Below are 23,558 nucleotides of genomic sequence, written 5' to 3'. Positions count from 1 at the left end.
CACGAATCGCGGATGATGTAGCGAACGATTCGTATTGTCTGAATCTAACGTGAAGACTGCTCGAATGTGATCGTTTGGACTGTAAAATTGACATGAACGATCACCGGGTCGATCCTGGGTGGGTGCCGCCCGATGCGAACCGAATCCCTTCCCCGGCGAATCGAATCTCCGCCCCCGCAACCCCTCCGGCCCCCGCGACCCACCTCGCGCCTGCAACCCATCTCGCCACAGAGGTGGCCACCCAGCCCGACGACTGGGCCCGCGCCGCCCGCGCCGCCGCCGCCCACCGGGACCTGCTGCCCGCCCCGGGCGAACGGGTGGCCGTGATCGGCTGCGGCACCTCGCTGTTCATGGCCCGGGCCTTCGCGGCGCTGCGCGAATCGGCGGGTCAGGGCCTGACCGACGCCTGGCCCGCGAGCGCGGTGCCGAGCGGACGCGAGTACGACCGATACCTGGTGATCTGCCGCTCCGGCACCACCACGGAGGTGCTGACCGCCATCTCCGCACTGCCCGAGGCGATTCCGCGCACGGTGATCAGTTCCAGCCCCGGCACACCCGCCCTGTCGCTGGCCGAACCGATCCTCATCGACGAGGTGGACGAGCGCTCGGTGGTCCAAACCCGGTTTGCCACCACGACGCTGGCCCTGCTGCGCTGGCACCTGGGCGAGGACCTGGGCCCCGTGATCGCACAGGCCCGCGACGCGCTCGCCGAGACCGATACCGAGGCGCTGGCGAATGTGCGGCAGGCCGAGCAGATCGCCTTCGTGGGAATGGGTTTCGCCGCCGCCCTGGCCGACGAGGCGGCGCTGAAGCTGCGCGAGTCCTGTCGCTCCTGGACCGACTCCTACCTGGCCACCGAGTACCGTCACGGCCCGATCAGCCTGGCCGGACCGGGCCGGGCGGTGTGGGCCCTCGGTCCGGTGATCCCGGGCCTGGTCGACGAGATCCTGCGCACCGGAGCACATTTCGAGCACCGCGCCCTCGATCCGCTGGCCGAGCTGGTGCGCGTGCACCGGCTGTGCCTGTTGCGGGCCGCCGACCTGGGATTGGATCCGGATCGCCCACGCAACCTGAGTCGATCGGTCATATTGGGCTGATGGGTGTCCCGTGTTAGCCGACGCAGCAACGGATCTGGTGCTCGCCGTGGATGTCGGCGGCGGCACCACGAAGGGCGAGATCACCGACGCCGACGGAATGGTGTTGTGCACGAGCACCATCGAGACACCGTACGGTGAATCCGCGTTCGACGCGATCGAAGCGTTGGGCCTCGAGTTGCTCGACGGACTCGCGGCGCGGCAGCGCGAGCGGGTGAGCCGGGCCGCGGTCATCCTGCCGGGGCTGGTCGACCCCGAACGGTCCATCGCGGTGTTCAGCGCCAATCTCGGTTGGCGGAATGTGAAGGTGGGCGATCGTTTCGCGACCCGCTGGGGCATGCCCGTCCTGATCGATCACGATGTGACGGTGGCGGGCTGGGCCGAATGGCGTTTCGGCGCGGGCCGCGGGACCGACGACGTGTGCGTCCTGATCATCGGGACCGGGATCAGCGGCACCCTGTCGGTGGGCGGCCGCCTGGTGCGCGCCTCGTCCGGTCAGACCGGTCTGGCTCAGGCCGGGGAGTACGGCCACATTCCGGTGCGGTATCGGGACGGATTGCCCTGTCCCTGCGGCAATGTCGGCTGCGTCGAGACCGTGGCCTCCGGACCTGCCATCGCACGCGCCTACGCCGCCCGGACGGGTCGCGAGATCCCCGGCGCGGAGGTGGTTTTCGCCGCGATGGACACCGACCCGCGGGCGCGCGCGGTCGTGGACGATGCCGTCGACGCGCTGGCCGCGGGCCTGCTCGGCGTCGTGCACGCCAGCTGCCCGGAATTGATCGTCCTGGGCGGGGGTCTGGCCCGCGCGGGCACGGTGCTCACCGAGGCCCTGCACGCGCGCCTGACCGAGCTGCTCCGGGTCGCCCCGGTGCCCCGGATCACGCTGGGCGAGTTCGGTATTCGCGCGGGTCTGATCGGCGCGGCCCACCTGGCCCGGGCGGGATCGCTGCTATGAACGGCAGACGCGGACTCGAACTCCGTGGCCGGGTGGTCACCCGGGCCGGTGTCCTGGACGACGCCGTGGTCACCGTCCAGGGTGAACGCGTCGCCGCGGTGCGCCCGGCGGCCGAATGGGCCACCACCCATCGCGAACTGCCGCCCGAGTACGTGGGCACGGTGATACCCGGGCTGGTGGACATTCACACCCACGGCGGATTCGGCCATCGATTCGACACCGAGGATCCCGCGGAGGCCCGCGCCGCCGCGGCCTTCCACCACCGGCACGGGTCCACCACCGTCCTCGCCAGCATCGTGACGGCCGCACCCGAGGCCATGGAGGCGCAGGCTCGAACGCTCAGCGCACTGGTCTCCGACGGCGTGATCGCGGGAATACACATCGAGGGACCGTTTCTTTCGCACATACGCTGTGGCGCACACGATCTCGACCATCTCACCGATCCCGACCCGGCGTTCGTCGACCGCCTGTTGCGGGCCGCCGACGGGCGGCTGCGGGTCATGACGCTGGCGCCCGAACGCGCGGGATTCGACATCGCGGCCAAACAGCTCGCCGACGCCGGGGTGGTGGTGGCTCTCGGCCACAGTGATGCGAGCTTCGCCCGCTTCCGCTCCGCGCTGGGCCCCGACGGTTGCGCCACCCTGGTCACCCACCTGGCCAATGGCATGCCGCCCCTGCACCATCGCGCGCCCGGACCGGTGGCGGCGGGTCTGGTGGCGGCGGCGCACCGGCATGCCTTCGTGGAACTCATCGGCGATGGCGTGCACGTCGATTCCGGTTTCGGCGCACTGGTTTTCGCCACCGCACCGGGTCGGGTCGCGCTGGTCACCGATGCCATGCAGGCGGCCGGAATGCCCGACGGCCGGTATCGGTTGGGCCCGCGGACCGTCACCGTCAGCGAGGGTGTGGCCCGCGCGCCCGGCGGCTCGCTCGCGGGCGGTACCTCCACCCTGCTGCAGGGCCTGCGCTGGGCGGTTCGAGAGTGCGGTGTGCCCTTGGCGGAGGCCGTCTCCGCCGTCACCGCCACCCCCGCCGAGGCGGCCGGACTGTCCGAGGTGGGCGACCTGCGCCCGGGTCTCTATGCCGACGCGGTCGTCCTCGACGAAGACCTCGAACCGCGCCGCGTGCTGCGCCGAGGGCGGTGGCTGGCGTGATCCTCACCGTGACCATGAATCCGGCCTACGACATGACCTATCGCCTGGAACGGCTCGAACGCGGTCGCGCCCATCGGGTGCTGTCGGTCGAGCAGCGGCTGGGCGGTAAGGGCATCAACGTCACCCGCGTTCTGCGTCAGCTCGGCAGCTCCACGTGCGCAACGGGATTCGCCGATCACACCTTCGCCGCCGCGGCCGCCGACGAATTCCCCGCCGACTTCGTTCCGGCCCTGCCCTGGGTGCGCCGGACGGTGGTCGTCAGCGAATCCCGCGACGGCACCGCCACCGGTCTCTGGGAGCCCGGTGCGTACATCCACGAACTGCACGCGGTGGACCGCCTCCGGGATCGAATCCAGTTCCTGCTCCCCGAACTTCGCGGATTGGTGATCTCGGGCTCGCTGCCGGGCGGGGTGGACGACAACGTCCCGGCCGACCTGGCGCGCATTGCCGTCGCGGCGGGTGTCCCCACCGTCTGCGATGTGGACGGCCCGGCCTTGAAGCTGGCCGCCGCCGTTGCGGGCATCGTGCTCATGCCCAATCAGGATGAGCTCGAACGGCTTACCGGCGTCGTCGCCGAGCGTCCCGAGGCCGTTCTGACCGCCACCCGCCCGCTGCTCGACGCGGGCGTGCGCGCCGTGATCGCCACCCGGGGCGCGGCGGGCATGGTGGCGGTGACCGCGACGGGAGCCTGGTCGGCGGAACTGCGAGAGCCCTTGGCGGGCAATCCGACCGGTGCGGGTGACGCCGCCACCGCCGCGGTTATCCGCGCCCTCGCCGCCGACCGCGAGCCGGATTGGCCCGCCGTGCTGACCGATGCCGTGGCGACCTCCGCGGCGGCCGTGGTCATCCCGGTGGCGGGCGAGATCGACCTGACCCTGCGCGACCGCCTCACCCCGACCGTCCGCGTCACCCCCGTGGACGCGCCAGCTTCGGAGCCGCATCAGTGACGCTGTGCCCTGTCCCCGACCTACTCGCCGCCGCCCGTCCCGGTGGCCTGGGTGCGTTCAATGTCATCGCCCTGGAACACGCCGAGTCCATAGTGGCGGCCGCCGAGTCGCGGAATCGTCCTGCGGTACTGCAGATTTCGGAGAACACCGTCCACTATCACGGGGGATTGCGGCCCTTGGCCCGCGCCTGCCTGCAACTGGCCGCCGACAGCCGGGCCCCGCTCGCGGTCCACCTGGACCACGCCACCTCCCACGAATTGATCACCGAGGCAATGGAACTCGGCATCACCTCGGTCATGTACGACGGCTCCGCCCTCGACTACGCCGCCAATGTCGAAGCCACCGCCGCCATTACCGCCCGGTGCCACGAACGCGGCGTCCACGTGGAGGCCGAGCTCGGCGCGATCGGCGGCAAGGACGGTGCGCACACCCCGGGGGTTCGCACCGATCCCGACGAGGCGGTGGCCTTCGTATCCGCCACCGGCGTCGACGCGCTCGCCGTGGCCGTCGGCTCCTCCCACGCCATGCACACCCGAGACGCCCGCCTCGACACCGACCTCATCGCCCGCCTGTCCGCGAAACTTCCCGTCCCGCTGGTCTTGCACGGCTCCTCGGGCGTGCCCGACTCCGGCCTGCAAGCGGCGGTCCGCCACGGCATGGCCAAGATCAATATCGCCACTCGACTGAATATCGCTCTGACCCAATCGGTCCGATCCGCGCTGGCCGACCGTCCCGAGCTCTCCGATCCCCGCCGCTATCTGGGTCCCGGACGCGATGCCGTCCGCCGCGAGGTCGAGCATTGCCTCGAGGTCCTCGCGCTGCGGTGATCGGAGAATCCGCACCGTGGATATCCCCCGCTCGGGGGATGGCGTGTCCCACGTCCGCGTGATGATCGCGGGTCCGGGTGGGCCTACGCTGCCGGTGCAAGCCCATTCCGGCGGAGGAGGACCAGTTGTTCGGCAGGCGCGGATTTCTGACGGGGGCGGCCGCGTCGGTCGGTGCCGCCGTGGCGGCCACGACGGCCGGACCGGCGGCCAGGGCACGCGCGGACGTGGACCCGTCGCGGCCGAACATTCTCGTCGTCATCGTCGACGAGATGCGCGCCCCGGTGTGGTTTCCGGATCAGCCGACTCTGGACCGGTTGCTATCCAATCTGGCCCGCATTCGCCACGGCAGCGTGTCCTTCGAACAGCACTACACCGCCGCCAACGACTGCACGGCCTCGCGCGGCGCGCTCGTCACCGGGCTCTACAGCCACCAGACCGGGTGCATGGTCGTCTCGGAATCCACACTGTCCCCGCGCTTTCCGACCTGGGGTTCGATGCTGCGCGAGCACGGGTACGAGACGACCTGGTGGGGCAAGTGGCATCTGGGCCACTACCCGGACCGCACCCCGGGCGCGTTGGAGGCCTACGGTTTCGCGGGCGGCACCTACCCGTCCCCGAACGGCGCTCCGGGCCAAGGGCTGCAATCGGATCCGAAGATCGTCGATGATTTCGTCGACTGGTTCGACCACGATTCCGGCGGCTCGCCCTGGTGCACCACGGTGTCGCTGGTGAATCCGCACGACATCCAGTACTGGCCGCGCTGGACGCGTCGCGATCAAGCCAACCTCGACATCCCGCAGTGGGTGGATCAGCTGCCGGGCAATTTCGAATCGCTGGAACAGCTTTCGGCCAAGCCGCGACTCCAGATGGCCTTGGTTCAGGCGTCGGTCATCGCCTTCGGGCTGGCACCGTACGGCACGCCGGAGGCCATGCGGGCGTGGATCGACATGCGCAATCTGTACCTGTGGCTGCAGCAGCAGGTCGACATCCAGATCGGCCGGGTGCTCGACACGCTGGACTCCCGACCGGATGTCGCGGCCAATACCGTCATCGTCTTCACCTCCGACCACGGCGATTACGCCGGTTCCCACGGTCTGCACGGCAAGGGCGGCGGCGCGTACGACGAGGCGGTGCGGGTGCCGCTGTACGTGCACGACCCGCGCGGGTACCTGAGCCCGACCGATTCCCTCAGCACCCGAACGCAACTCACCTCGAGCGTCGACCTCGCACCACTGCTGCTGACCATCGCCACCGGCGGCGCGGACTGGCGCGCGGAGGACCGTTACGAACATCTGCGGTCCCGACTGGATCTGGCCGCCCTGTGCCGCAACGGCTCCGCCGCCGGTCGGCCCTTCATCGCGCACACCACCGACGAGTCGACCATCGAAGAGGCGGCGATCCTGTTCGACCACAACGCGCCCGGGCACGTGGCCATGGTGCGCACGGCCGACGCCAAATTCGCCTCCTACTCCAAGTGGGTGGACGGCCGCATTCAGATCGACGCCGACGCCGAGCAGGAGTTCGAGCTCTACGACTACTCCACCGACAACGGCCGACTCGAGCTCGACAATCAGGCCGGGGCCGGAAACCCCTTGCGCGCCAGCATGGAACAGCTGCTGGCGCGCGCTCTCGATACCGAGATCCAACAGCCGCTGCCCGCCTACCTGAAGGACGCCCAGGAGCAGGGTTTCGACGACTATCTGCAATCGAGTCGCAGCATCGCCAGCCGCGCCGAGCGGCTGGGTGGATTCCTGGAGGACTTCCTCACGCCGCGCTGACCGTGCAAGATCAACTGTCATGAGCGATATCGCGCTGGTGACGGGCGGCAATCGTGGTCTCGGCCGGGAGGTCTGCAGGCAGTTGACGCAGCGCGGCCTCACGGTGCTGCTCACCGCCCGCTCCGAGGAGGCCGCCGAGGCCGCGGCGGAAGAGGTGGGCGCGCTGCCGCTGCGGCTGGACGTCACCAATCCGGCAAGCATCGAGGCGGCGGCCCGGGAGGTCGAACGCCGGCACGGCCGACTCGATGTCCTGATCAACAATGCCGCGATCACCTACGACACCTGGCAGCGCGCCGCGACCGCGGATCTGGCGGTGGTCCGCGAAGCCGCCGAGACCAATCTCTACGGCCCCTGGCGCATGGTCCAGGCCTTCCTGCCACTGCTCCGCAAGAGCGCGCATCCCCGCATCGTGAACGTCTCCAGCGAGGCCGCCTCCCTCACCGGCATGGGTGGCGGAACCCCCGCCTACAACACCACCAAGGTCGCCCTGAACGCGCTGACCCGCATGCTCGCCGCCGAACTGCGCCCCGACCGCATCCTGGTCAACTCCATCTGCCCCGGCTGGGTCGCCACCGACATGGGCGGCCCCGGCGGCCGCCCCGTCGCCGAGGGCGCGGCCGGAATCGTCTGGGCCGCAACGCTCCCCGACAACGGCCCCACCGGCGGCTTCTTCCGCGACGGCCACCCCCTCCCCTGGTAGCGAATCCCCCAGCAGTACAGGAGTTCCCATGAAGTACCTGGTCATCGGCGGCACCGGCCGCACCGGCGGCCACGCCGTCACCCAGCTGCGCGACCTCGGCCACGAAGTCGTCATCGGCACCCGCCGTCCCCGCGACGAACACAGCCGCGCGATCGACCTGGCGACGCCCCTCGATCCCCAGGTCTTCGCGGACATCGACGGCATCATCGTCTCGGTGGAGCCGCCGACCGACGATGCGGGGGCCGACGCCGTCATGCACCAGGGCGTAGCCCGCCTCGCCGAACTGGCTGCCGCCCAAAAGATTCCGGTCATCCTCGTCTCCCAGATCTACATCACCCGCGCCGACGAGCACCCCGACATGGCAGCCATCATCCGCGCCCGCGCCGCCGGCGAACAGGCCCTCCGCACCAGCGGCGCCCCCTACGCCATCGTCCGCCCCAGCTGGCTGACCAACGCCCCGGCCACCGGCGCCCGCCTCGAACAGGGCGACCACGGCGACGGCCGCATCAGCCGAGAAACGGTGGCCCAAGCCGCAGTAGCCGCCCTCCTCCACCCCGAATCCCACAACAAAACCTTCGAACTCTACGACGCCCCAACCCCCGTCGACTGGCCCTCCGCCTTCACCGCCCTAACCGCCGACTGACCGAAACCCCCAGCACCACGAGGAAAGGTGTCGCACCCCTACCGAGGCGGATTCCAGGCCTTGTGCACGAACTCCAAACGGTTGCCATCGAAGTCGGCAACCTGCAACGCCGTGTGCGTCCATACGCGGTGAGATCCGTCGGGGCGTAGGTGTAGTCCATTGCCTCGACGGATCGGGGGCCTTCGTCCCTATGACGGGTTTCGGTGCGGGGAAACCATGGAGGGATCGCAGTCGGAGGAAGGAGCTGACATGTCGACTGTCGAGACGTCCGATCTCATGCGTCATTTCTGGAAGGTCAAGCTGGGGGCCGGAATCGCGGCGTTGGTGCTGGGGGTGCTGGTCCTGGTGTGGCCCGGCATCTCGATTCTCGCCGCGGCCGTGCTGTTCGGAATCTACCTGGTGGCATCGGGTCTGGTGGAGATCACCTTCGCTTTCGGACTGTATGCCTCGGCGCCCTACCGGGTGCTGTTGTTCCTGACCGGAGCCCTGTCGATTGCCCTGGGGGTCTTGGCTTTTCGGCATTTCGGTGAGGGTTACGCGGTGTTGTTGCTCGCCATCTGGATCGCAGTCGGCTTCCTGTTTCGGGGCGTGGCCGAGACTGCGACGGCACTCAGTTTTTCCGAGTTGCCCGGCCAGGGTTGGCATGTCTTCTTCGGAGTCATGAGCATGATCGCCGGCGTGGTCGTCCTGGCGTGGCCGTTCGACTCGATCGTCGTCCTCACGGTCGTGACCGGCATCTGGCTGGTCGCACTGGGCGCCTTCGAGATCGCGTCGGCGTTCATGTCTCGCGCGGCTGTGAGCAGCGGGGAGCGGGCGGCCTCGAGAATTTTCGGTGACGGAGCGATTCCGTCCCATGGTTGACCGGTCGCCTGATGCGTTCTTGCTACGAAAAGGGTTGTGCCACTACGGCGTCGAGCAGTAGTCACCATCGCACCGAGCCGAGCAGCCGAGCCGATCATGAGGAGACCGCAGATGCGGAATATTCTGCGGCACAGCCACATACGGGAGCCGGGCTGCTCGGGGTGCGTGGTCGGCCGTTCGATCGGCGATCGCCCTTCTTCATCGGACTGACCGCTTCGGCGGGGGTCGCCGTCACCATCGGCGCGGTGCGACTGCTCGGAACGGTGTCCTCGGTGCGCGTATTGGTCGGCGCGGCAATGTTCTTCGCCCTCGGTCTCGAGCCCGCCGTGACGGCTCTGGTCCGCCGCAAGATTCCTCGATGGGCGGCTGTGACGCTGGTGATCGCCGCGGTTGTCGGTGTGCTGACCGCGTTGCTCGCGGCCGCGATTCCGCTCCTGATTCAGGAGACCCGCCAGTTCATCGATCAGGCACCGCATCTGCTCCAGCAGGCGCAGAGCCATTCCACTGCGCTCGGCAGGCTCAACGAGCGCTTTCATGTCCAACAGCGGATCACCACCGCACTCGACAGTCTGGGGGCACCGGCGGTCGGAACGGTTTTCCGCGCAGGCGAGACGGTGTTCGGGGTGGTGTCGGATGTGGGTATCGTCGGGGTGCTCACCGTCTACTTTCTCGCCGACCTGCCGCGGATCCGCACCACGATGTATCGGTTCGTACCGAAGTCGCGGCGGTCTCACGCGATCCGCATCGGTGACGAAATCACCGCCAAGATCGGCGATTACGTCCTGGGTAACGTGCTGACCTCACTTATCGCCGGAGCGGCGACGTTCGTCTGGTGCCTGGCGCTGCACGTCCCGTATGCGTTGCTGCTCGGCGCGTTCGTCGCGATCGTGGATCTGTTCCCCTACGGCTCCACGGTGGGCGGATTCGTCGTCGCCTTGGTGGCGCTGATCGTCTCGATACCGATCGCAATCGCCACGGTGGGGTTCTACGTCGTCTTCCGGTTGGCGGAGGACTACGTGCTGACACCGAAGATCATCGGCCGGGCCGTGCGCGTCCCGGGCGGGGTGACCGTGGTGGCCGTGCTCGTCGGCGCGGCCCTGCTCGGGGTGGTCGGCGCCCTGGTGGCAATCCCCGCCGCGGCCACGCTCCAACTGCTGGCCTCGGAACTGCTCTTCCCCACCCTCGACGACGCTTGAACACCAAGTGCCGCAGCCGTCGGCCGGTCAGCGTGGCGGCCCCGGCGAACGCACCCTCATGCCCGAGTTTCGGAAGTCGTTCATTGCTCGACGGCGGCGGGGTGGGGGGTTGTGTTGTCGGACCAGCTGATTCGATGGTCGAACATCCAGTTCAGTGAGCCGATGCCCTGTTTGGCCGCCCGCTTGAGGAAGAACGGGGTCACCAACCGGACGAAGACGCGGGCCAGGCCGTGCTGGGCCTTGTCACCGCTGGTCTCCGCGCCGTGAGCAACCACACGCTCGACGCGATCGCGGCGGCGGCGCTCGAATTCGGCCAGCGCCGAAGCGGTATCGGGCAGATCGCGCAGGCACAGGGCAAGGGTGACCGCGTCCTCGACCGCCATGGAGACGCCCTGGCCCGAGGACGAGGCGACCGCGTGCGCGGCATCGCCCACGATCACCATGGTGTCGTTGTGCCAGGTGGAGACCGACGGCATGTCGTACTGGTTGAAGCCGGGCACGAAGGTGGCGTCGGGGGTCGCCGCCACGATGCGGGCCGCGGGGCCACGGTCGGCCTCCAACAGAGTCACCAGTCGTTCGCGCCACTGCGCGGGTGTGGTCTCGGCGAGGGTCTGCTTCGAAAGTTCCTGCGCGCCGGGCATGTTGGCGAACCACCAGATCTCGCCGTCCGGGGCGACCAGGTAGCCGAAGAACGCCTTCTTGCCGAAGATCATGCCGTAGGCGCCGGGACGAACTCCGAGCTCTGCCCGCAGACCCGGATCGCTGACGAAGCCACCCAGCCCATAGATGCCCAGGTAGTGCGCCTTCGGCGCGTTCGGGTCGAGGATTTCGCGAGTGCGGGAATGGATCCCGTCCGCGCCGACGAGCAGATCCGCTTCGGCCCGGGTGCCATCGGCGAACATCGCGACCACACCGCCATCCGCCGTCTCCTGCGCATCGACCAGACGCTTGCCGAATTCGAAGCGGATCCCGCGGCGCACCGCTTCGGCATTGAGCGCCCGGTACAGATCGCGTCGCTTGACGCTGTGGGTCACGGTGCCGTCGGGCAGGGTGCCGCCGATCGGCATATCGGCGATGAGCTTGTCGCCGCTGGTATAGAACGACAGCGTGTCGGTGGCATGGCCGGTGTTCATGACGACGTGGTGGGCATCGATCTCGGCCAGCGCCGCGAGCCCGTTGACCGCGACCGTGAGGTAGGCGCCGATCTGCTCGGCGGCCGCGTCCCGGTACGCCTCGTAGACGACCGGCTCCCAACCCGCCTTCTGCAATGCCATGGCGGTGACGGGACCGGCGATGCCGCCGCCGATGATCAGTGCTTTCTTCATCGCTGTGCCTCTTCCTGAAGTACCTTGATCGTGCTGTATCTTGATTATCAAGACATATGTAGTTTGACGATCAAGAGGTTTGAATGTCAAGAGAAAATTTGGATGAGCTGCGCGCCCAGGTCGGACGGGAGTCCCAGGCGCTGCAGGCCGCCGTCGACGACGTCGATCGGGCCGCCGCCACCGCGCTCGGGGTCAACCGCACCGACCTGCGCTGCCTGGAAGTCCTGATCCGCGGCGAGTCCACCCCCGGCGCGCTGGCCGCCGAACTCGGCCTGACCAGCGGCAGCGTCACCACCATGCTCGACCGCCTGGCCAAGCTCGGCCACGTCACCCGCGAACCGGAACCCGGTGACCGCCGCAAGGTCCTGATCCGCATGACCCCGGAGACCAAGGCCGAGGCCTGGAAAATCTACGGCCCGATCGCCCAGGAAGGTGCCACCGAAATGGCCGCCTACACCGCCGACCAGCTCCACACCATCCTGGACTTCCTATCCCGAAGCCGCGCCCTACAACAGCGCCACCGCGAACGAATCTCAGCCCTCCCCAAGACAATTCGAGGCACAAACTCCTGACGGAGCACTCCGAATACCTGGCCACAACCCGAGACTATGTCCCGACCCGGACCTCTCACGGTGCCGGTTCACGCCACCTGGAAGTCATTCCATGCCAAGCGATCGCACAACGAGGAATGCGATTCAAAGCGGTCCGCCAAAGGAACTGAACTGGCGATTACCCAATGCTCGGCGGGACGGTTGATTGTCAGGTGTGGCAGTCGATGCAGGTGATCAGGGTGTCGTCCGGTAGGCGTGCGAATTGGTCGGTCACGAACGCTGTCCATTCTGTGGCCCGCTCGTCGCTGACATCGGCTCGCAGGCCGAGGTCGCCGCGTTCGTGCCAGAGGCCGTCGATGACGAGGTAGGCCGGATGCCAGGTTGTGCGCGCCAGGTACTGCTCTCGGGTGAAACCGTTGATGTACCTGTCCATCAACGAGTCTCGTCGCCCTTCGCGGAGTTCGGCTTGATAGTCGTCCCATTGTTGTCCGGCGCTCTGTTCGGCTCGATGTTCCATCGCATCGAAATCGATGTGGCGCTTGAGAGTTTGTGCTGCGCACAACCGTTCACCGGATGGTGCCTGTTCCCATAAGTCGGTCTGCTGAGGGTCGGGGGCTCCCATGTAAAACTCATCATCGGCGCGCACCGCCACGCCACCCTCGCGGATGATCAGGTGCTGCGACCAACGACCACCGACAGTCCAGTAGTCCCACCGGGCTTTCCAATTCTCGGTGGTCCAGAAATACCAGCCCTGCTCGTCCTGGCCCACTCCCTCGGAGGCCAGCGACTCCGCTTCCGCCCATCGCAGAACCGCGGCAATATCGTCCGGGTCCACATCGTCGACCGGATGCCTGCGCGCGTAGCTCTGATGACGTTCGAGCTCGTCGGCGGTCACATACTGGCGGTAGGGCGTGAGCCGCGTACGCGTGCTCCAAAACGCCAGCTGCCGCTGTACGTGAGGACCGACGACGATCGCCAGGAAGTGCACAAATCACCGACCCTTGGCGATCACCGGCGCGTTCTTCATCTGCATGATTCCGCCCATCCAGCGACCCTAACCCTGTGACCAGGCATATCGATTCAACGCAACGCTGAGCGGATGGAGCTTGACCAGGCGGAACACGCTACTCTGCCGAATATCGCGTTTGGGGGAATACTGCGCACGAACGAGACGAGGCGAGGGTTGGTGTGGGGTTTAGAAGTGTGGTGATCTCTGAGGATCTGCCGTTTGCGTTGCCGGCGTGGTTTGTCGAAGCCCATCCCGAGCTGCACTTTGGCAACGACAGGGGCGGATCGCCTGGCCTGCCGATCGCGAGTCGCAGTGAACGCAAGTTCTACGGCTCCAAGGACGATCGGCTCTTTCTCGACCTGCAGCGGGTATTGAACGAAACTCCGTCGTGGAAGCACAATGTCGAGCTGGTCCTGTTCCACGAGTGCGGTGGGATTACCAAGGTGCTGGTTACGCGCGACCGGATTCGCATGGCCGAACCCACGGGATGGTCCGAAGTCGACGAGATCGAACACTGGTACTGCGGCTGCTCATTCGATACTCAAATCGGGGCCGAGCGCCCCGAACCCGACGAGCCGTGACGGCCCCGGGATCGGAGATGGGTCGGGTGTTGGTTATTTCTGTAGGCGCACCGGGAGGGTTTTCAGGCCGTGGATGACGGCGTTGGGGTACCAGTGGAGGTGGGAATCATCCACGGCGAGTTCGAGGTTCGGGAAGCGTTGTAGGAGGGTTGCGAAGGCGATTTGGCCCTCGAGGCGGGCTAGCGGGGCGCCTACGCAGTAGTGGATGCCGTGGCCGAAGGCCAGGTGGGCGGGGCGGTCGGCCGAGGGGTTTAGGTTGTGGGGGTCGGTGAACTGGTGGGGGTCGCGGTTGGCGGCGGCCAGGGCTATCAGGACCATTTCGCCTGCGGGGATGACGGTGTCGCCGATGGTGATCGGTTCGGTGGTGAAGCGGAGGGTGGCCGTGTTCACTGGGCCGTCGTAGCGGAGGAATTCCTCGACGGCGGCGGGGATGAGGGTTGGGTCGGCGCAGAGGCGGTCGAGCCAGGGGCGGTCGCGGAGGAGGGCGAGGGTGCCGTTGCCGATCAGGTTGACCGTTGTTTCGTGGCCTGCGACGAGCAGTAGGAGGGCCGTGCCGATGAGTTCGCCCTCGTTCAGCCGAGCGTCCTCGTCGGTGACCAGCGCCGAGAGCATGTCCTCGCCCGGCTCGATCCGCTTGCGCTGCAGCATATTCCGCAGAAACGACACCATCTCGTCGTGCGCCCGCGCCCGATCGATGTCCGGGTCGAGGGTCCCGACCAACGCCTTGGTCCACTCGCGGAACCTGGAGCGGTCTTCGATATCCACATCGAGCAGATGGCAGATGACCGTCACCGGGAGCGGAACCGCGAAGGCCTGCAGCAGATCCACCTCGTCGTGCTCGGCCATGGCGTCGAGCAGCTCGTGCGCGGTGGATTCGATGACCGGGCGCAGGGCGGCCACCCGGCGCGCGGTGAACGCCTGGGAGACCGCCTTGCGCAGTCGGGTGTGGGTGGGCGGGTCGGCATTGAGCATGTGCCGCAGGCCATCGTGGGTGCGGGGGCGCTCCCACTTGCCGTCGTACTTGCGCTCGATCGCGGCCTCGAGACCGTCGATGTCCTTGCACAGCCGCGGATCCGCGAGCGCCGCCCGGGCCTCCTCGTAGCCGAGAATGAGCCAGCGGTCGACGCCGTCGCCGAAATGCACCCGGCGCACCGGACCTTCCTCGCGCCAATGCCGGTAGTACGCATGGGGATTGGCGAAGAAGCGATCGTCGAGCAGGTCGGTCACCCTTTCGACGGTACGGGAATCAGCGCCGGGCGGGTACGGGAATCGGTGCCGGTCGAGTACCCGATTTCAGCGCCGGGCGGCGGCGCGATCGCGAATGCGATTCAGCGTCAGCCGCCAGAAGGTGGTGGCCAGATCGACCGGAACCCGCGGCTTGGCGGCCCGCTTGGTCATGTCGAGCCGCGCCTTGCGCATGAGCTCGGGCGACGCCTTGTCCGGATGGCCGGTGTCGAAGGGCGGATGCGGATCGTATTCGATGCCCAGCTGGGTCATTTCGGCGAACTCCCGGCCCGCGATCTCCCCCACCAGCCACAGCCCGAGGTCGATCCCCGCGGAAACCCCTGCGGCGGTGACGATCTTGCCGCTGCGCACAATGCGATCGTGCGGCCGCGACTCCGCCCCGAACGCGGCCAGCGCGGGCTGGGCGGCCCAGTGCGTGGTGGCCGGATGCCCACGCAGAATATCGGCGGCGGCCAGGATCAGCGCGCCCGAGCACACCGAGGTGGTCCACTGCGTGCCGGGATGCACCTGCCGCAGCCACTCGATCAACTCCCCATTGGCCATGGCGTCGGTGGTGGACGCCTCGGACCCGCCCACCAGCACCAGATCCGGCGCGGGCGTCTCTGCGAAGGTGTGGGTCGCCCCCAGCGCCAGCACCCCGCTATCGGAGACGATGGGGCCGACTTCATTGGAGACGAACCGCAATTCGCTGTCGGGCAGCGACCGCAGCACCTCGTAGGGTCCGATCGCGTCCAACACGGTCATGCCCGGATAGAACACGATGGCGATCTGGAATGTCATGGGACAGTGCCCCTTTCAGAACTTCGTGAACCGGGCGCGGTATTCGCCCGGAGGTATTCCCAAATGCCGGTGGAAGATTCGATAGAGCGTCTCGGGACAGCCCAGCCCGACGGCCGTGGCCACCCGGTCCATCGGCTGATCGGTGGTCTCGAGCATGCGCCGCGCGGCGGCGATGCGGACCTGTTCGACATAGCGCGCGGGCGTGGTGCCGGTCTCGTGCGCGAAGACCCGGGAGAAGTGCCGGGTGCTCATCCCCACCTGCGCCGCCAGCGCGGGCAGCGACAGGTCGGACTCCAGGTTCTCCTCCATCCAGACCTGCAGCGCCTGAAGGGAATCGCGCTTGGGCGGATTGGCGGCCAGCGGCGCGCTGAACTGACTCTGCCCACCCGGCCGATGCAGATACACCACCATCCAGCGCGCCACCTCGCGCGCCAGATCCGGACCGTGATCGTCGGCCACGATGGCCAGGGCCAGATCGATGCCCGCGGTCACCCCGGCCGAGGTCCACATGGGCCCGTCACGCACATAGATCCGGTCGGGTTCGGTGGTCACGGCCGGGAACTGCTGGGCCAACAGCTCACCCCCGGCCCAGTGCGTGGTGGCCCGGCGGCCGTCGAGCAGTCCGGCCTTGGCCAACAGGAAGGTGCCCGAGCAGACCGAACTCACCCGGGTCGCGGCACCGGCCACGCGCCGCAGACCGTCCACCAACGCGGTGTCGTCGGCCGCGGCGAACACGCTCAGCCCGCCCACCACCAGCAGCGTGTCGACCGGTTCGTCCCAGCCGTCGAGCCCGTGGGTCGCGGTCACCTCGATCCCGCACGAGGACCGCACCGGCCCGGCCTGCGCCGCGGCCAACTCCACCCGATAGCCCGGGGTCGCGCCCAGCACGGCGGCACCGCTGAAAACATCCGCCGGACCGGCCAGATCCGTCAGTTGGAAGCCGTCGAAGACGACGATCAGCACCACCCGCATACCGTCCAGCCTGCTGCCCGGACCCCATGGCGTCAACGACACGACTCTTGCAGATTCGGCCATGGCGGCGGTGGCCGCACGGTTGCGCTGAGCGCACGCTTGATATGAATGCCGGGTGGCTCGACACCTTTTCCACTGCCCGCTGCGGTGGTCCGATATGGACGCCGACGGGCATGTGCACAATGCGGCGCACCTGCGCTACCTGGAGGAATCCCGGATCGACCTGTTCTGGACGCGGGGCTTCGGCGGGTCCAATGTGGTCGCGCAGATGGACATCGACTACCTGACACCGCTGCGCTATCGGACCGAGCCGGTGCGGGTGGAGACCTGGGTGACCAAGATCGGCACCTCGTCGTTCGCGCTGCGGCACGAGATCCGGGACGAGGATGTCGTCTACTCGACGGCCGTGTGCACCATGGTCGCCTTCGATCCGGAGACCCAGAGCTCGCGTCCCCTGCCCGAGGACCAGCGGGTCGTGTTGAAGGATCTGGAACCCTGATGCACACCTACGACATCCAGTTGCGCCGCACCGACATCGACGCGCAGCAGCACGTGAACAATGTGGTCTTCGCGCAGTTCCTGGACGAGGCCCGCTCGAATCTGCTCGATCGACACGAGTCCCCCGACGCCCCTTGGCACGTGGTGGTCGCCGGTCAGCGCCTGTCCTATCGAATGCCGCTGCTGTTCCGCGACGCGCCGGTGCGCGTCACCTCGACCGTGGAGCGCATCGGCACCACCTCGTTCACCCTCGCGCACGAGGTGCGTGATCATGAAAACCTGTATCTCGCCGCCACTTCCACCCTGGTCGCCATCGACGGCGGCGCGCCGCGCCCGCTCACCGATAGCGAACGCGAATATTTGATGACCTTGGCCGCCCCACGCGCTTAGAATTGATGTCATCGCCTGGTCAGCGTCGCAAGGGGTTACATCATGGCCAAGATGACCGTTGTCGAATTGCTCGACGTGTTCAAAGGTATGACGCTGCTGGAGCTTTCGGAGTTCCTCAAGGCGTTCGAAGAGGAGTTCGGCGTCACCGCCGCCGCGCCGGTGGCCGTCCAGGCTGCGGCCGACGCACCCGCGGTGGAGGCCGTAGAGGAACAGGACGAATTCGATCTGATCCTGGAATCCTTCGGGGACAAGAAGATTCAGGTCATCAAGGCCATGCGGGAGATCATCCCGGGCCTCGGCCTCAAGGAGGCCAAGGATCTGGTCGAGGCGGCGCCCAAGGCGGTCCTGGAGAAGGTCGACAAGGACGCCGCCGAGGCGGCCCGCATCAAGCTCGAGGCCGCCGGAGCCCGCGCCGCACTGCGGTGAGCACGCCCGCGAACGCGGTGGCGACCAACAGCATCGGCCACAGCAGTTCGTGGGAGAAGCCCATCCCGCCGAGCACCGCCACCGCGATCACCATGCCGGACTGGCGGCTGGTATTGAGCAACCCGGCGGCGGTCCCCGCGACCGACGCGGGGCTCAGATGCATGGCGGCGGCACTGAGGGAGGACGCGAGAATGCCTGCGGCATAACCGATCAACGCCGTCGGTGCCATGGCCGCGACCAGATTGCCGCCGACCGACCCGAACGCCGCGCCCAGCGCACCGACCAGGCCCAGGCTCGCCGCCGCCAGGATGGCGCGGTCGCGGCGGGCCGGGGTGATGGTCAAGGCGGTCACATTGCCGAGGAACCAGGCGATGGCGCACACCAGCAGCACATAGCCCGTGCGCTCGGCGCTCAGACCGTGCTTCTGCTGCAGGAACAGCGCGAGCACCAGCAGCGACCCGTAGGACGCGAACTGATAGCACCCCCCGGCCAGCGCCACCATGAGATAGGGCCGATTGCGGGAAAGCTCCGGCGGGACAGTCGGATTCGCCGATCCCAGCTCAATGCGCAGCAGTCCCGCGGCAGCGAGTACCGCGATCACGCCCGCCACGACCAGCCACCCCGCGGGCCAGGCCCCGTGCCGGCTCTCGATCAGCGTGGCCGCCACCGCGGTGAGCACCACGCACAGCAGCAGCTGCGACACCGGATTCACCCTGCGCCGCACCGCTTCCGGCGCGTCGGAGAACCGGTGCAGCATCCACAGCGCGCCCAGGCACACCGGCACATTGACCGCGAACATCCACCGCCAGCCCAGGTGCCCGGTGACCAATCCGCTCAGCACCGGCGAGGACGCGATGCCGACCCCGCCGACCACACCCCACGCCCCGATCATGCGGGCGCGGCGTTTCACGTCGGGAATGCCCTTGCCCAGAATCGCGAGGGTCATCGGCAGCGCGAAACTCGCCGCGGCGCCTTGCAGGACACGCGCGCCGATGAATTCCGGGCCGGTGGTCGCCACCGCGCACAGCGCCGACGCCACCAGGAACACCATGAGCGCGACCTTGTAGACGCGCGCCGCGCCGAAGCGATCACCGGCCGCCCCGGACACCATCAGGAAGACACAGAGCGGAATGGTGTAGCCGTCCAGGAACCACTGCCCGGCTCCCGCCGACGCGTGCAGTTCGCCGGTCACGGTCGGCAGGGCGACATTGACCGCCGACGCGTCGAACGCCACCAGGAAATTGCCGATGCTGACGGCGATCACACCGGCCAAACCCAGCTGGGTGGTCGTGGCGACGCCGTCCGTGGTTCGCAGTTCGGTCACTAGCGTGGTCCTTCCGATCTCCGGGCCGCCAACTCCCCCGGCAATTGCGAGGCGTAGATGGTCCGGTGAATGGGCGTGGGCACCCCGGCCGCGCGACCGAAGCGCAGCACCGCGCCATTCTGGTATTCCAGTTCCGACGGGCGTCCCGCCGCCAGATCGCGCTGCATGGAAGACGTGGTGTCGGAACTGAATCCGCGATAGACGCCCATCATCTGATCCACATCGGCCTCGGTCAGCGCGATGCCGCGCGCCCGGGCCACCGCCAGCACCTCCAGCATCGCCTCCCGCACCAGCTCCGCCGTGACGGGTTCGGCGCGGGTGACACCGACCGGCTGCCGCGCCAGCGCGCCCACCCCGCCATAGGACGCGATGAGCATGAGCTTGCGCCACAGCGTGGCCTGAATATCGGCCGACCGCGTCACGGCGATCCCCGCATCCGACAGCGCCGCCGCGACCCCGTCGAAGCGACCGCCCGCGGGCTCGAATTCCGGTGCCAGCGCCCCGATTTCGACCGTGGCGTGGGCACCCAGGCAGCGCACCGCCCACGGCCCGACCCGCTGCGCGATCACCACGCACGTGCAGCCGAGAATCGCTGCCGCGCCGAGGGTTTCGGCCAGATCCGTGCCGGCCTCCACACCGTTCTGCACCGGCAGCACCACGGTGCCGGGCCCCACCAGCGGCGCGATGGCCTTGCCGGCCTCGGCCACCTGCCACGCCTTGACGGCCACCACGACCAGATCGGCGGCCTCGGCGTCCACCGGCACGTCCGCGACCGCCCGCACCCCGGGCACCGAGATCGTCTGCGCCCCAACCTCGAGCACCAGCGGCTCGGCCGCGGCCGCGACGGTGTCCGCCCGGCCGACGACCGTGACCCGATGCCCGGCGCGGGCGAGCATGGCCGCGAAGTACAGCCCCATCCCGCCCGCGCCGAAGACCGTGACGTTCATCAGGCCACTGCGGCTTCGACGCTGATTTCCGGCTCGTCGGTACGCGAGTCCTGCGCGTCGCTCAGGCGCGGGGAGAATTCTCGATCTCGTAGAGCTTCCAGAGCGAAGTGCTGAACTTCGTCCAGCCGGACCATATCCCGGTAAAAGTCCTCGATATTGTCGACCAGTTCATCGAATTCCCTCTGCTTCCGCTCGAAGAGCTCATCCATGTGCGCCGCCAGTCGGCGGTACACGTCGTTGACGTAGTCGTCGTCGGCCAGCACCCGCGGATCCATGCCCCGCTCGGCGAGGATCTGGCGAATGTAGGTGGGGAACAGGCCGATTCGGTTCAAGAAGTAGTCCACCGGCCGGGCCACGCCCAGATAGTCGGGGACGTTGACGATGCCCGCGTTCTCATTGCGCACCAGGAAGCCGCTGACCGGGCGGTACGGGCTGGGCGCGGTCATGAAGACCACCTCCGACAGCCGCGCCGCCTCGCTGAGCTTCTCGATGTCGAGCGCACCGTCGGTGACGGAGATGTTGTTGTCCGCGAAGGTGGCCGCGATGGATTCGATCTCGGCCAGCCCGGCCCGGTTGCCGACACCGGCCACACCGCCCTCGACCATCTGGAAGCCGTGGAACACCGAGGTCAGCGAGTTCGCGGTGCCGAGCCCGCGGTCATTGTGGCCGTGCAGGTAGAAGGTGAAATCCGGATTGTCGTGCACCAGGTTCGCCGCCAGCACCGCCGTCGCGTCGGGCACCAGCGTGCCGACCGAGTCGTTGATGCGGATCAGCGAAATGCCCTGCTGGCGACAGCGATCGATCTGCCGGTTCAGGTGTTCGTACTTGTCCTCGTCGACGGTGATCGAGAACGCGTTGAGCAGGCTCGAGCGCAGCTTGCGCACGCCGATCGAGTGCAGCCGCTCCACGACCCGCTCGAAAAGCCGCTTGTCGGAATCGATCTCGATCATCCCGATGCTGACGTAGATCTCGCTCAGGTACTCCGGCGGCAGTTCCTTGGCCAGCTGCTCGGTGAGCGGCTCCCAGGTCTTGAGGGTCAGATTGAACGAGAACTGCGCGGCCTCGGGAATCCGGCCCACGAGGAATTTGTCGTCCAGTACCGACCGCACGAAGGCCGGTTCGGTGATTCCCGAGCCCACATCGATATCGGTGACACCGGCATTGGTGACCGCCTCGATCAGCGCCAGTTTGCCCTTGTCGCCCGCACCGTAGGGGGCGCGCTCACAGCCTTCGCGAATCGTCTCGTCCGAGATCGCCTTGATGGAAAAGTTCTGGTACCGCGGCTGATGGCCGACGGGGAAGGTGAGCACAGGTGTCTCCTCGTGATTATCAGCGGATATGGCTTCCGAAAGTCAGTGCGCTACGGCTTTTTCCGCGCCCGCGCCGGTGAGGGCCCGCACCTCCATTTCGGCGTATTTGTCGTCGGCGCGCTCACCGGAGAGCAGCGCGCCGAGCGCGCCCAGCAGGAACGAGGCCGGAATGGACACCAGACCGGGGTTCTGCAGGGGGAACCAATCGAAGCTCGCGTGCGGGAACATGGCCTTGGCATTGCCGGAGACGGCGGGCGAGAAGATGATCAGCGCCACCGCGATACCGCCGCCGCCGTAAATGCTCCAGAGCGCACCGCGGGTATTGAAGCGCTTCCAATACAGCGAGTAGAGGATCGTCGGCAGATTCGCCGAGGCCGCCACCGCGAACGCCAAGGCCACCAGGAAGGCCACGTTCTGGTTCTTGGCGAGAATGCCGCCCACGATGGCGATCACGCCGATCACGACCGAGGTGGTTCGGGCGACCCGGACCTCCGCGTCCTTGTCCTCGATCCGGTCCTTCTTGATGACATTGGCGTAGATGTCATGGGCGAACGAGGCCGAGGCGGTAATGGTCAATCCCGCCACCACCGCGAGAATCGTGGCGAAGGCGACCGCCGAGACGATCCCCAGCAGCACCGGCCCGCCCAATTCCTGGGCCAGCAGCGGCGCGGCCGCGTTCTCCTTGCCGGGCGCGGCATTGATCTTGGCCGGGCCCACCAGCGCGCCCGCGCCGTAACCGATGACGAGAATGAACAGGTAGCAGGACCCGATCAGCGCGATGGCCCAGACCACCGATTTGCGGGCCTCCTTGGACGTCGGCACGGTGTAGAAGCGCATCAACACGTGCGGCATACCGGCGGTGCCCAGCACCAGGGCCAGACCCAGCGAGAGGAAGTCGAGCTTGGAAGTGCCGCTGACGCCGTACTTTCCGCCCGGTGCGAGCAGGCTCTCCCCCTTGGACCCGGGATGGTCCACCGCGCCCTGCAGCAGCCGCGAGAAGTCGAACCCGTACTTGCCGAGCACCCAGGCGGCCATGCCGAAGGCGGCGGCGATGAGCAGCACCGCCTTGATGATCTGCACCCAGGTGGTGCCCTTCATGCCGCCGACCAGGACGTAGAGGATCATCACCACGCCGACCACGGAAATCACCGCGGCCTGCCCGGCTTCGCCGGAAATGCCGAGCAGCAGCGAGACCAGAATGCCCGCGCCCGCCATTTGCGCGAGCAGGTAGAACAGGCTCACGGTAATGGTCGAGGTGGCCGCGGCGGCCCGGATCGGACGCTGGCGCATGCGGAACGCCAGCACATCGCCCATCGTGAATTTGCCGGTATTGCGCAACAATTCGGCCACCAACAAGAGCGCGACCAACCAGGCGACGAGGAAACCGATGGAATACAGGAACCCGTCGTAGCCGTAGATGGCGATCGAACCGGTGATGCCCAGGAAGGTCGCGGCCGAGAGGTAGTCACCCGCGATGGCCGTGCCGTTCTGACGGCCGGTGAATGCCTGCCCGCCGGTGTAATAGTCCGAGGCGGTGCGGGATCCGCGCCCGACGCGGAACACCACGACCAGCGTGACCGCGACGAACAGGACGAAGATGCCGATATTGAGCGACGCGTTGCCACCCGGGAGTCCGGAACTCACCACCGACCCCCTTCGACACCGTCACGAATCCGGTCGGCGAGCGGGTCCAAATGGTGGTGGGCGTAGCGCACGTACAGCCCGGTGACCGCGAAGGTCGAAACGAACTGCAGCAACCCGAAAACCAATCCCACGGTGATATTGCCGAACACCTTGGTCGCCATGAATCCGTGCGCGTAGTCGCCTAGCACGACATAGAGCAGATACCAGCCTAGGAACAGCGCGGTGACCGGAAATACGAAGCCGCGCAGGCTCCGTCGCAGCAAAGTGAATTCGGGGCTGGTGTGCACACGGGTCCATTCCTCGGCTTCCGTGCGCTCCCGGTCGGTGCGCGTCACGCGGCCCTCCCTGGTGAAGCGATGTCGGTTGATATCACTCACGCTAGGGAGATCTCGGGGCCGCTC

The 23,558-nt window shown here is 67.7% G+C and carries 25 protein-coding genes; 15 read left to right on the top strand and 10 right to left on the bottom strand.

Translation table 11 applies throughout. The annotated features are described in order from the left end of the window. Nucleotides 1-233: 233 nt before the first annotated feature. The 10 genes from VMT65_RS27955 to VMT65_RS27910 all read left to right on the top strand — a co-directional run bounded on the left by VMT65_RS27955 (nt 234) and on the right by VMT65_RS27910 (nt 10,155). The gene (locus VMT65_RS27955) at nt 234-1,097 is read left to right on the top strand and encodes an SIS domain-containing protein (protein WP_326311460.1); all 864 of its coding nucleotides are present in this window, start codon (nt 234-236) and stop codon (nt 1,095-1,097) included. Between the two features lie 10 nt (nt 1,098-1,107). Next, nucleotides 1,108-2,049: an ROK family protein gene (locus VMT65_RS27950; RefSeq protein WP_326311458.1), complete on the top strand. Its 942-nt coding sequence runs from the start codon at nt 1,108-1,110 to the stop codon at nt 2,047-2,049. After that, nucleotides 2,046-3,203, top strand: a complete 1,158-nt coding sequence (locus VMT65_RS27945; protein ID WP_326311457.1) for an N-acetylglucosamine-6-phosphate deacetylase — start codon at nt 2,046-2,048, stop codon at nt 3,201-3,203. The genes VMT65_RS27950 and VMT65_RS27945 overlap by 4 nt, the downstream gene beginning before the upstream one ends. After that, nucleotides 3,200-4,150 (top strand): hexose kinase, encoded by a 951-nt coding sequence (locus VMT65_RS27940; RefSeq protein WP_326311455.1) that lies wholly within the window; start codon nt 3,200-3,202, stop codon nt 4,148-4,150. Before VMT65_RS27945 ends, VMT65_RS27940 begins: the two co-directional genes overlap by 4 nt. Then, on the top strand, nt 4,147-4,977 hold the full coding sequence (locus VMT65_RS27935; protein ID WP_326311453.1) for a class II fructose-bisphosphate aldolase: 831 nt from the start codon (nt 4,147-4,149) through the stop codon (nt 4,975-4,977). Before VMT65_RS27940 ends, VMT65_RS27935 begins: the two co-directional genes overlap by 4 nt. 125 nt (nt 4,978-5,102) lie before the next feature. Continuing rightward, nucleotides 5,103-6,755 (top strand): sulfatase-like hydrolase/transferase, encoded by a 1,653-nt coding sequence (locus tag VMT65_RS27930; RefSeq protein ID WP_326311451.1) that lies wholly within the window; start codon nt 5,103-5,105, stop codon nt 6,753-6,755. A 19-nt stretch (nt 6,756-6,774) separates the two neighbouring features. Beyond that, nucleotides 6,775-7,455, top strand: a complete 681-nt coding sequence (locus tag VMT65_RS27925) for an SDR family oxidoreductase (protein ID WP_326311449.1) — start codon at nt 6,775-6,777, stop codon at nt 7,453-7,455. Between the two features lie 28 nt (nt 7,456-7,483). Continuing rightward, entirely contained in the window at nt 7,484-8,098 is a 615-nt protein-coding gene (locus VMT65_RS27920) for an SDR family oxidoreductase (RefSeq protein WP_326311447.1), read from the top strand. Between the two features lie 249 nt (nt 8,099-8,347). After that, nucleotides 8,348-8,959: an HdeD family acid-resistance protein gene (locus tag VMT65_RS27915; protein ID WP_326311445.1), complete on the top strand. Its 612-nt coding sequence runs from the start codon at nt 8,348-8,350 to the stop codon at nt 8,957-8,959. A 161-nt stretch (nt 8,960-9,120) separates the two neighbouring features. Then, a complete protein-coding gene (locus tag VMT65_RS27910) occupies nt 9,121-10,155 on the top strand; it encodes an AI-2E family transporter (RefSeq protein ID WP_326311443.1) in 1,035 nt (344 codons plus the stop codon). A gap of 80 nt (nt 10,156-10,235) precedes the next feature. Here VMT65_RS27910 and VMT65_RS27905 read toward each other — a convergent pair whose 3' ends face one another. After that, nucleotides 10,236-11,480, bottom strand: a complete 1,245-nt coding sequence (locus tag VMT65_RS27905; protein WP_326311441.1) for an FAD-dependent oxidoreductase — start codon at nt 11,478-11,480, stop codon at nt 10,236-10,238. A gap of 83 nt (nt 11,481-11,563) precedes the next feature. Here VMT65_RS27905 and VMT65_RS27900 point away from each other — a divergent pair, with 83 nt between their 5' ends. Further along, nucleotides 11,564-12,052 carry a MarR family winged helix-turn-helix transcriptional regulator gene (locus tag VMT65_RS27900; protein ID WP_326311439.1) on the top strand — a complete coding sequence of 163 codons (489 nt, stop codon included), beginning with the start codon at nt 11,564-11,566 and terminating at the stop codon, nt 12,050-12,052. Nucleotides 12,053-12,239: 187 nt separating this feature from the next. On the opposite strand, the gene VMT65_RS27895 is transcribed toward VMT65_RS27900, so the two are convergent. Continuing rightward, nucleotides 12,240-12,926, bottom strand: coding sequence for a hypothetical protein (locus VMT65_RS27895; protein WP_326311437.1), 687 nt, complete (start codon nt 12,924-12,926; stop codon nt 12,240-12,242). A gap of 308 nt (nt 12,927-13,234) precedes the next feature. On the opposite strand from VMT65_RS27895, the gene VMT65_RS27890 reads away from it, so the two are divergent. Continuing rightward, nucleotides 13,235-13,621 carry a hypothetical protein gene (locus tag VMT65_RS27890; RefSeq protein ID WP_326311435.1) on the top strand — a complete coding sequence of 129 codons (387 nt, stop codon included), beginning with the start codon at nt 13,235-13,237 and terminating at the stop codon, nt 13,619-13,621. A 33-nt stretch (nt 13,622-13,654) separates the two neighbouring features. On the opposite strand, the gene VMT65_RS27885 is transcribed toward VMT65_RS27890, so the two are convergent. The 3 genes from VMT65_RS27885 to VMT65_RS27875 form a co-directional block, all read right to left on the bottom strand. Further along, on the bottom strand, nt 13,655-14,848 hold the full coding sequence (locus tag VMT65_RS27885; RefSeq protein ID WP_326311433.1) for a cytochrome P450 family protein: 1,194 nt from the start codon (nt 14,846-14,848) through the stop codon (nt 13,655-13,657). Nucleotides 14,849-14,914: 66 nt separating this feature from the next. After that, nucleotides 14,915-15,646, bottom strand: coding sequence for a DJ-1/PfpI family protein (locus tag VMT65_RS27880; protein WP_326311431.1), 732 nt, complete (start codon nt 15,644-15,646; stop codon nt 14,915-14,917). 15 nt (nt 15,647-15,661) lie between these two features. Further along, entirely contained in the window at nt 15,662-16,654 is a 993-nt protein-coding gene (locus VMT65_RS27875; protein WP_326311429.1) for a GlxA family transcriptional regulator, read from the bottom strand. Between the two features lie 79 nt (nt 16,655-16,733). Between VMT65_RS27875 and VMT65_RS27870 the strand changes: the two genes are divergently transcribed. The 3 genes from VMT65_RS27870 to rplL are packed head-to-tail and all read left to right on the top strand — an operon-like array spanning nt 16,734 to nt 17,932. Then, on the top strand, nt 16,734-17,117 hold the full coding sequence (locus VMT65_RS27870; protein ID WP_326311427.1) for an acyl-CoA thioesterase: 384 nt from the start codon (nt 16,734-16,736) through the stop codon (nt 17,115-17,117). Next, the gene (locus VMT65_RS27865) at nt 17,117-17,506 is read left to right on the top strand and encodes an acyl-CoA thioesterase (protein ID WP_326311425.1); all 390 of its coding nucleotides are present in this window, start codon (nt 17,117-17,119) and stop codon (nt 17,504-17,506) included. The genes VMT65_RS27870 and VMT65_RS27865 overlap by 1 nt, the downstream gene beginning before the upstream one ends. Nucleotides 17,507-17,548: 42 nt before the next feature. Continuing rightward, nucleotides 17,549-17,932 carry a 50S ribosomal protein L7/L12 gene (gene rplL / locus VMT65_RS27860; RefSeq protein WP_326311423.1) on the top strand — a complete coding sequence of 128 codons (384 nt, stop codon included), beginning with the start codon at nt 17,549-17,551 and terminating at the stop codon, nt 17,930-17,932. Here the strand turns inward: rplL and VMT65_RS27855 are convergent. From VMT65_RS27855 to VMT65_RS27835, 5 genes are read right to left on the bottom strand one after another with little or no spacing between them, the layout of a single operon-like run. Then, nucleotides 17,892-19,256, bottom strand: coding sequence for an MFS transporter (locus VMT65_RS27855; RefSeq protein ID WP_326311421.1), 1,365 nt, complete (start codon nt 19,254-19,256; stop codon nt 17,892-17,894). The two genes, rplL and VMT65_RS27855, sit on opposite strands and share 41 nt — an antisense overlap. Next, complete coding sequence (locus tag VMT65_RS27850; protein WP_326311419.1) at nt 19,256-20,203, bottom strand: ketopantoate reductase family protein; 948 nt, start codon at nt 20,201-20,203, stop codon at nt 19,256-19,258. The genes VMT65_RS27855 and VMT65_RS27850 overlap by 1 nt, the downstream gene beginning before the upstream one ends. After that, on the bottom strand, nt 20,203-21,513 hold the full coding sequence (locus tag VMT65_RS27845; RefSeq protein ID WP_326311418.1) for a 2-isopropylmalate synthase: 1,311 nt from the start codon (nt 21,511-21,513) through the stop codon (nt 20,203-20,205). The genes VMT65_RS27850 and VMT65_RS27845 overlap by 1 nt, the downstream gene beginning before the upstream one ends. Before the next feature lie 42 nt (nt 21,514-21,555). Then, nucleotides 21,556-23,157 (bottom strand): solute symporter family protein, encoded by a 1,602-nt coding sequence (locus tag VMT65_RS27840; protein WP_326311417.1) that lies wholly within the window; start codon nt 23,155-23,157, stop codon nt 21,556-21,558. After that, nucleotides 23,154-23,492, bottom strand: coding sequence for a DUF485 domain-containing protein (locus VMT65_RS27835; protein WP_326311416.1), 339 nt, complete (start codon nt 23,490-23,492; stop codon nt 23,154-23,156). Before VMT65_RS27835 ends, VMT65_RS27840 begins: the two co-directional genes overlap by 4 nt. Nucleotides 23,493-23,558 lie beyond the last annotated feature (66 nt).

It is taken from the genome of Nocardia sp. CDC153 (genome assembly GCF_035818515.1).
In the GTDB taxonomy this organism is placed as follows: Bacteria; Actinomycetota; Actinomycetes; order Mycobacteriales; family Mycobacteriaceae; genus Nocardia.
Note: the sequence above shows the minus strand (reverse complement) of the source record. Positions and strands in the feature narration are given on the sequence as shown.

Bases quoted from the DNA above. Each gene is read 5' to 3' on its own strand.
- VMT65_RS27905 (WP_326311441.1), bottom strand. From the start codon at position 11,480: ATGAAGAAAGCACTGATCATCGGCGGCGGCATCGCCGGTCCCGTCACC.
- VMT65_RS27850 (WP_326311419.1), bottom strand. From the start codon at position 20,203: ATGAACGTCACGGTCTTCGGCGCGGGCGGGATGGGGCTGTACTTCGCG.
- rplL (WP_326311423.1), top strand. From the start codon at position 17,549: ATGGCCAAGATGACCGTTGTCGAATTGCTCGACGTGTTCAAAGGTATG.
- VMT65_RS27915 (WP_326311445.1), top strand. From the start codon at position 8,348: ATGTCGACTGTCGAGACGTCCGATCTCATGCGTCATTTCTGGAAGGTC.
- VMT65_RS27925 (WP_326311449.1), top strand. From the start codon at position 6,775: ATGAGCGATATCGCGCTGGTGACGGGCGGCAATCGTGGTCTCGGCCGG.
- VMT65_RS27865 (WP_326311425.1), top strand. From the start codon at position 17,117: ATGCACACCTACGACATCCAGTTGCGCCGCACCGACATCGACGCGCAG.
- VMT65_RS27880 (WP_326311431.1), bottom strand. From the start codon at position 15,646: ATGACATTCCAGATCGCCATCGTGTTCTATCCGGGCATGACCGTGTTG.
- VMT65_RS27920 (WP_326311447.1), top strand. From the start codon at position 7,484: ATGAAGTACCTGGTCATCGGCGGCACCGGCCGCACCGGCGGCCACGCC.
- VMT65_RS27945 (WP_326311457.1), top strand. From the start codon at position 2,046: ATGAACGGCAGACGCGGACTCGAACTCCGTGGCCGGGTGGTCACCCGG.
- VMT65_RS27900 (WP_326311439.1), top strand. From the start codon at position 11,564: ATGTCAAGAGAAAATTTGGATGAGCTGCGCGCCCAGGTCGGACGGGAG.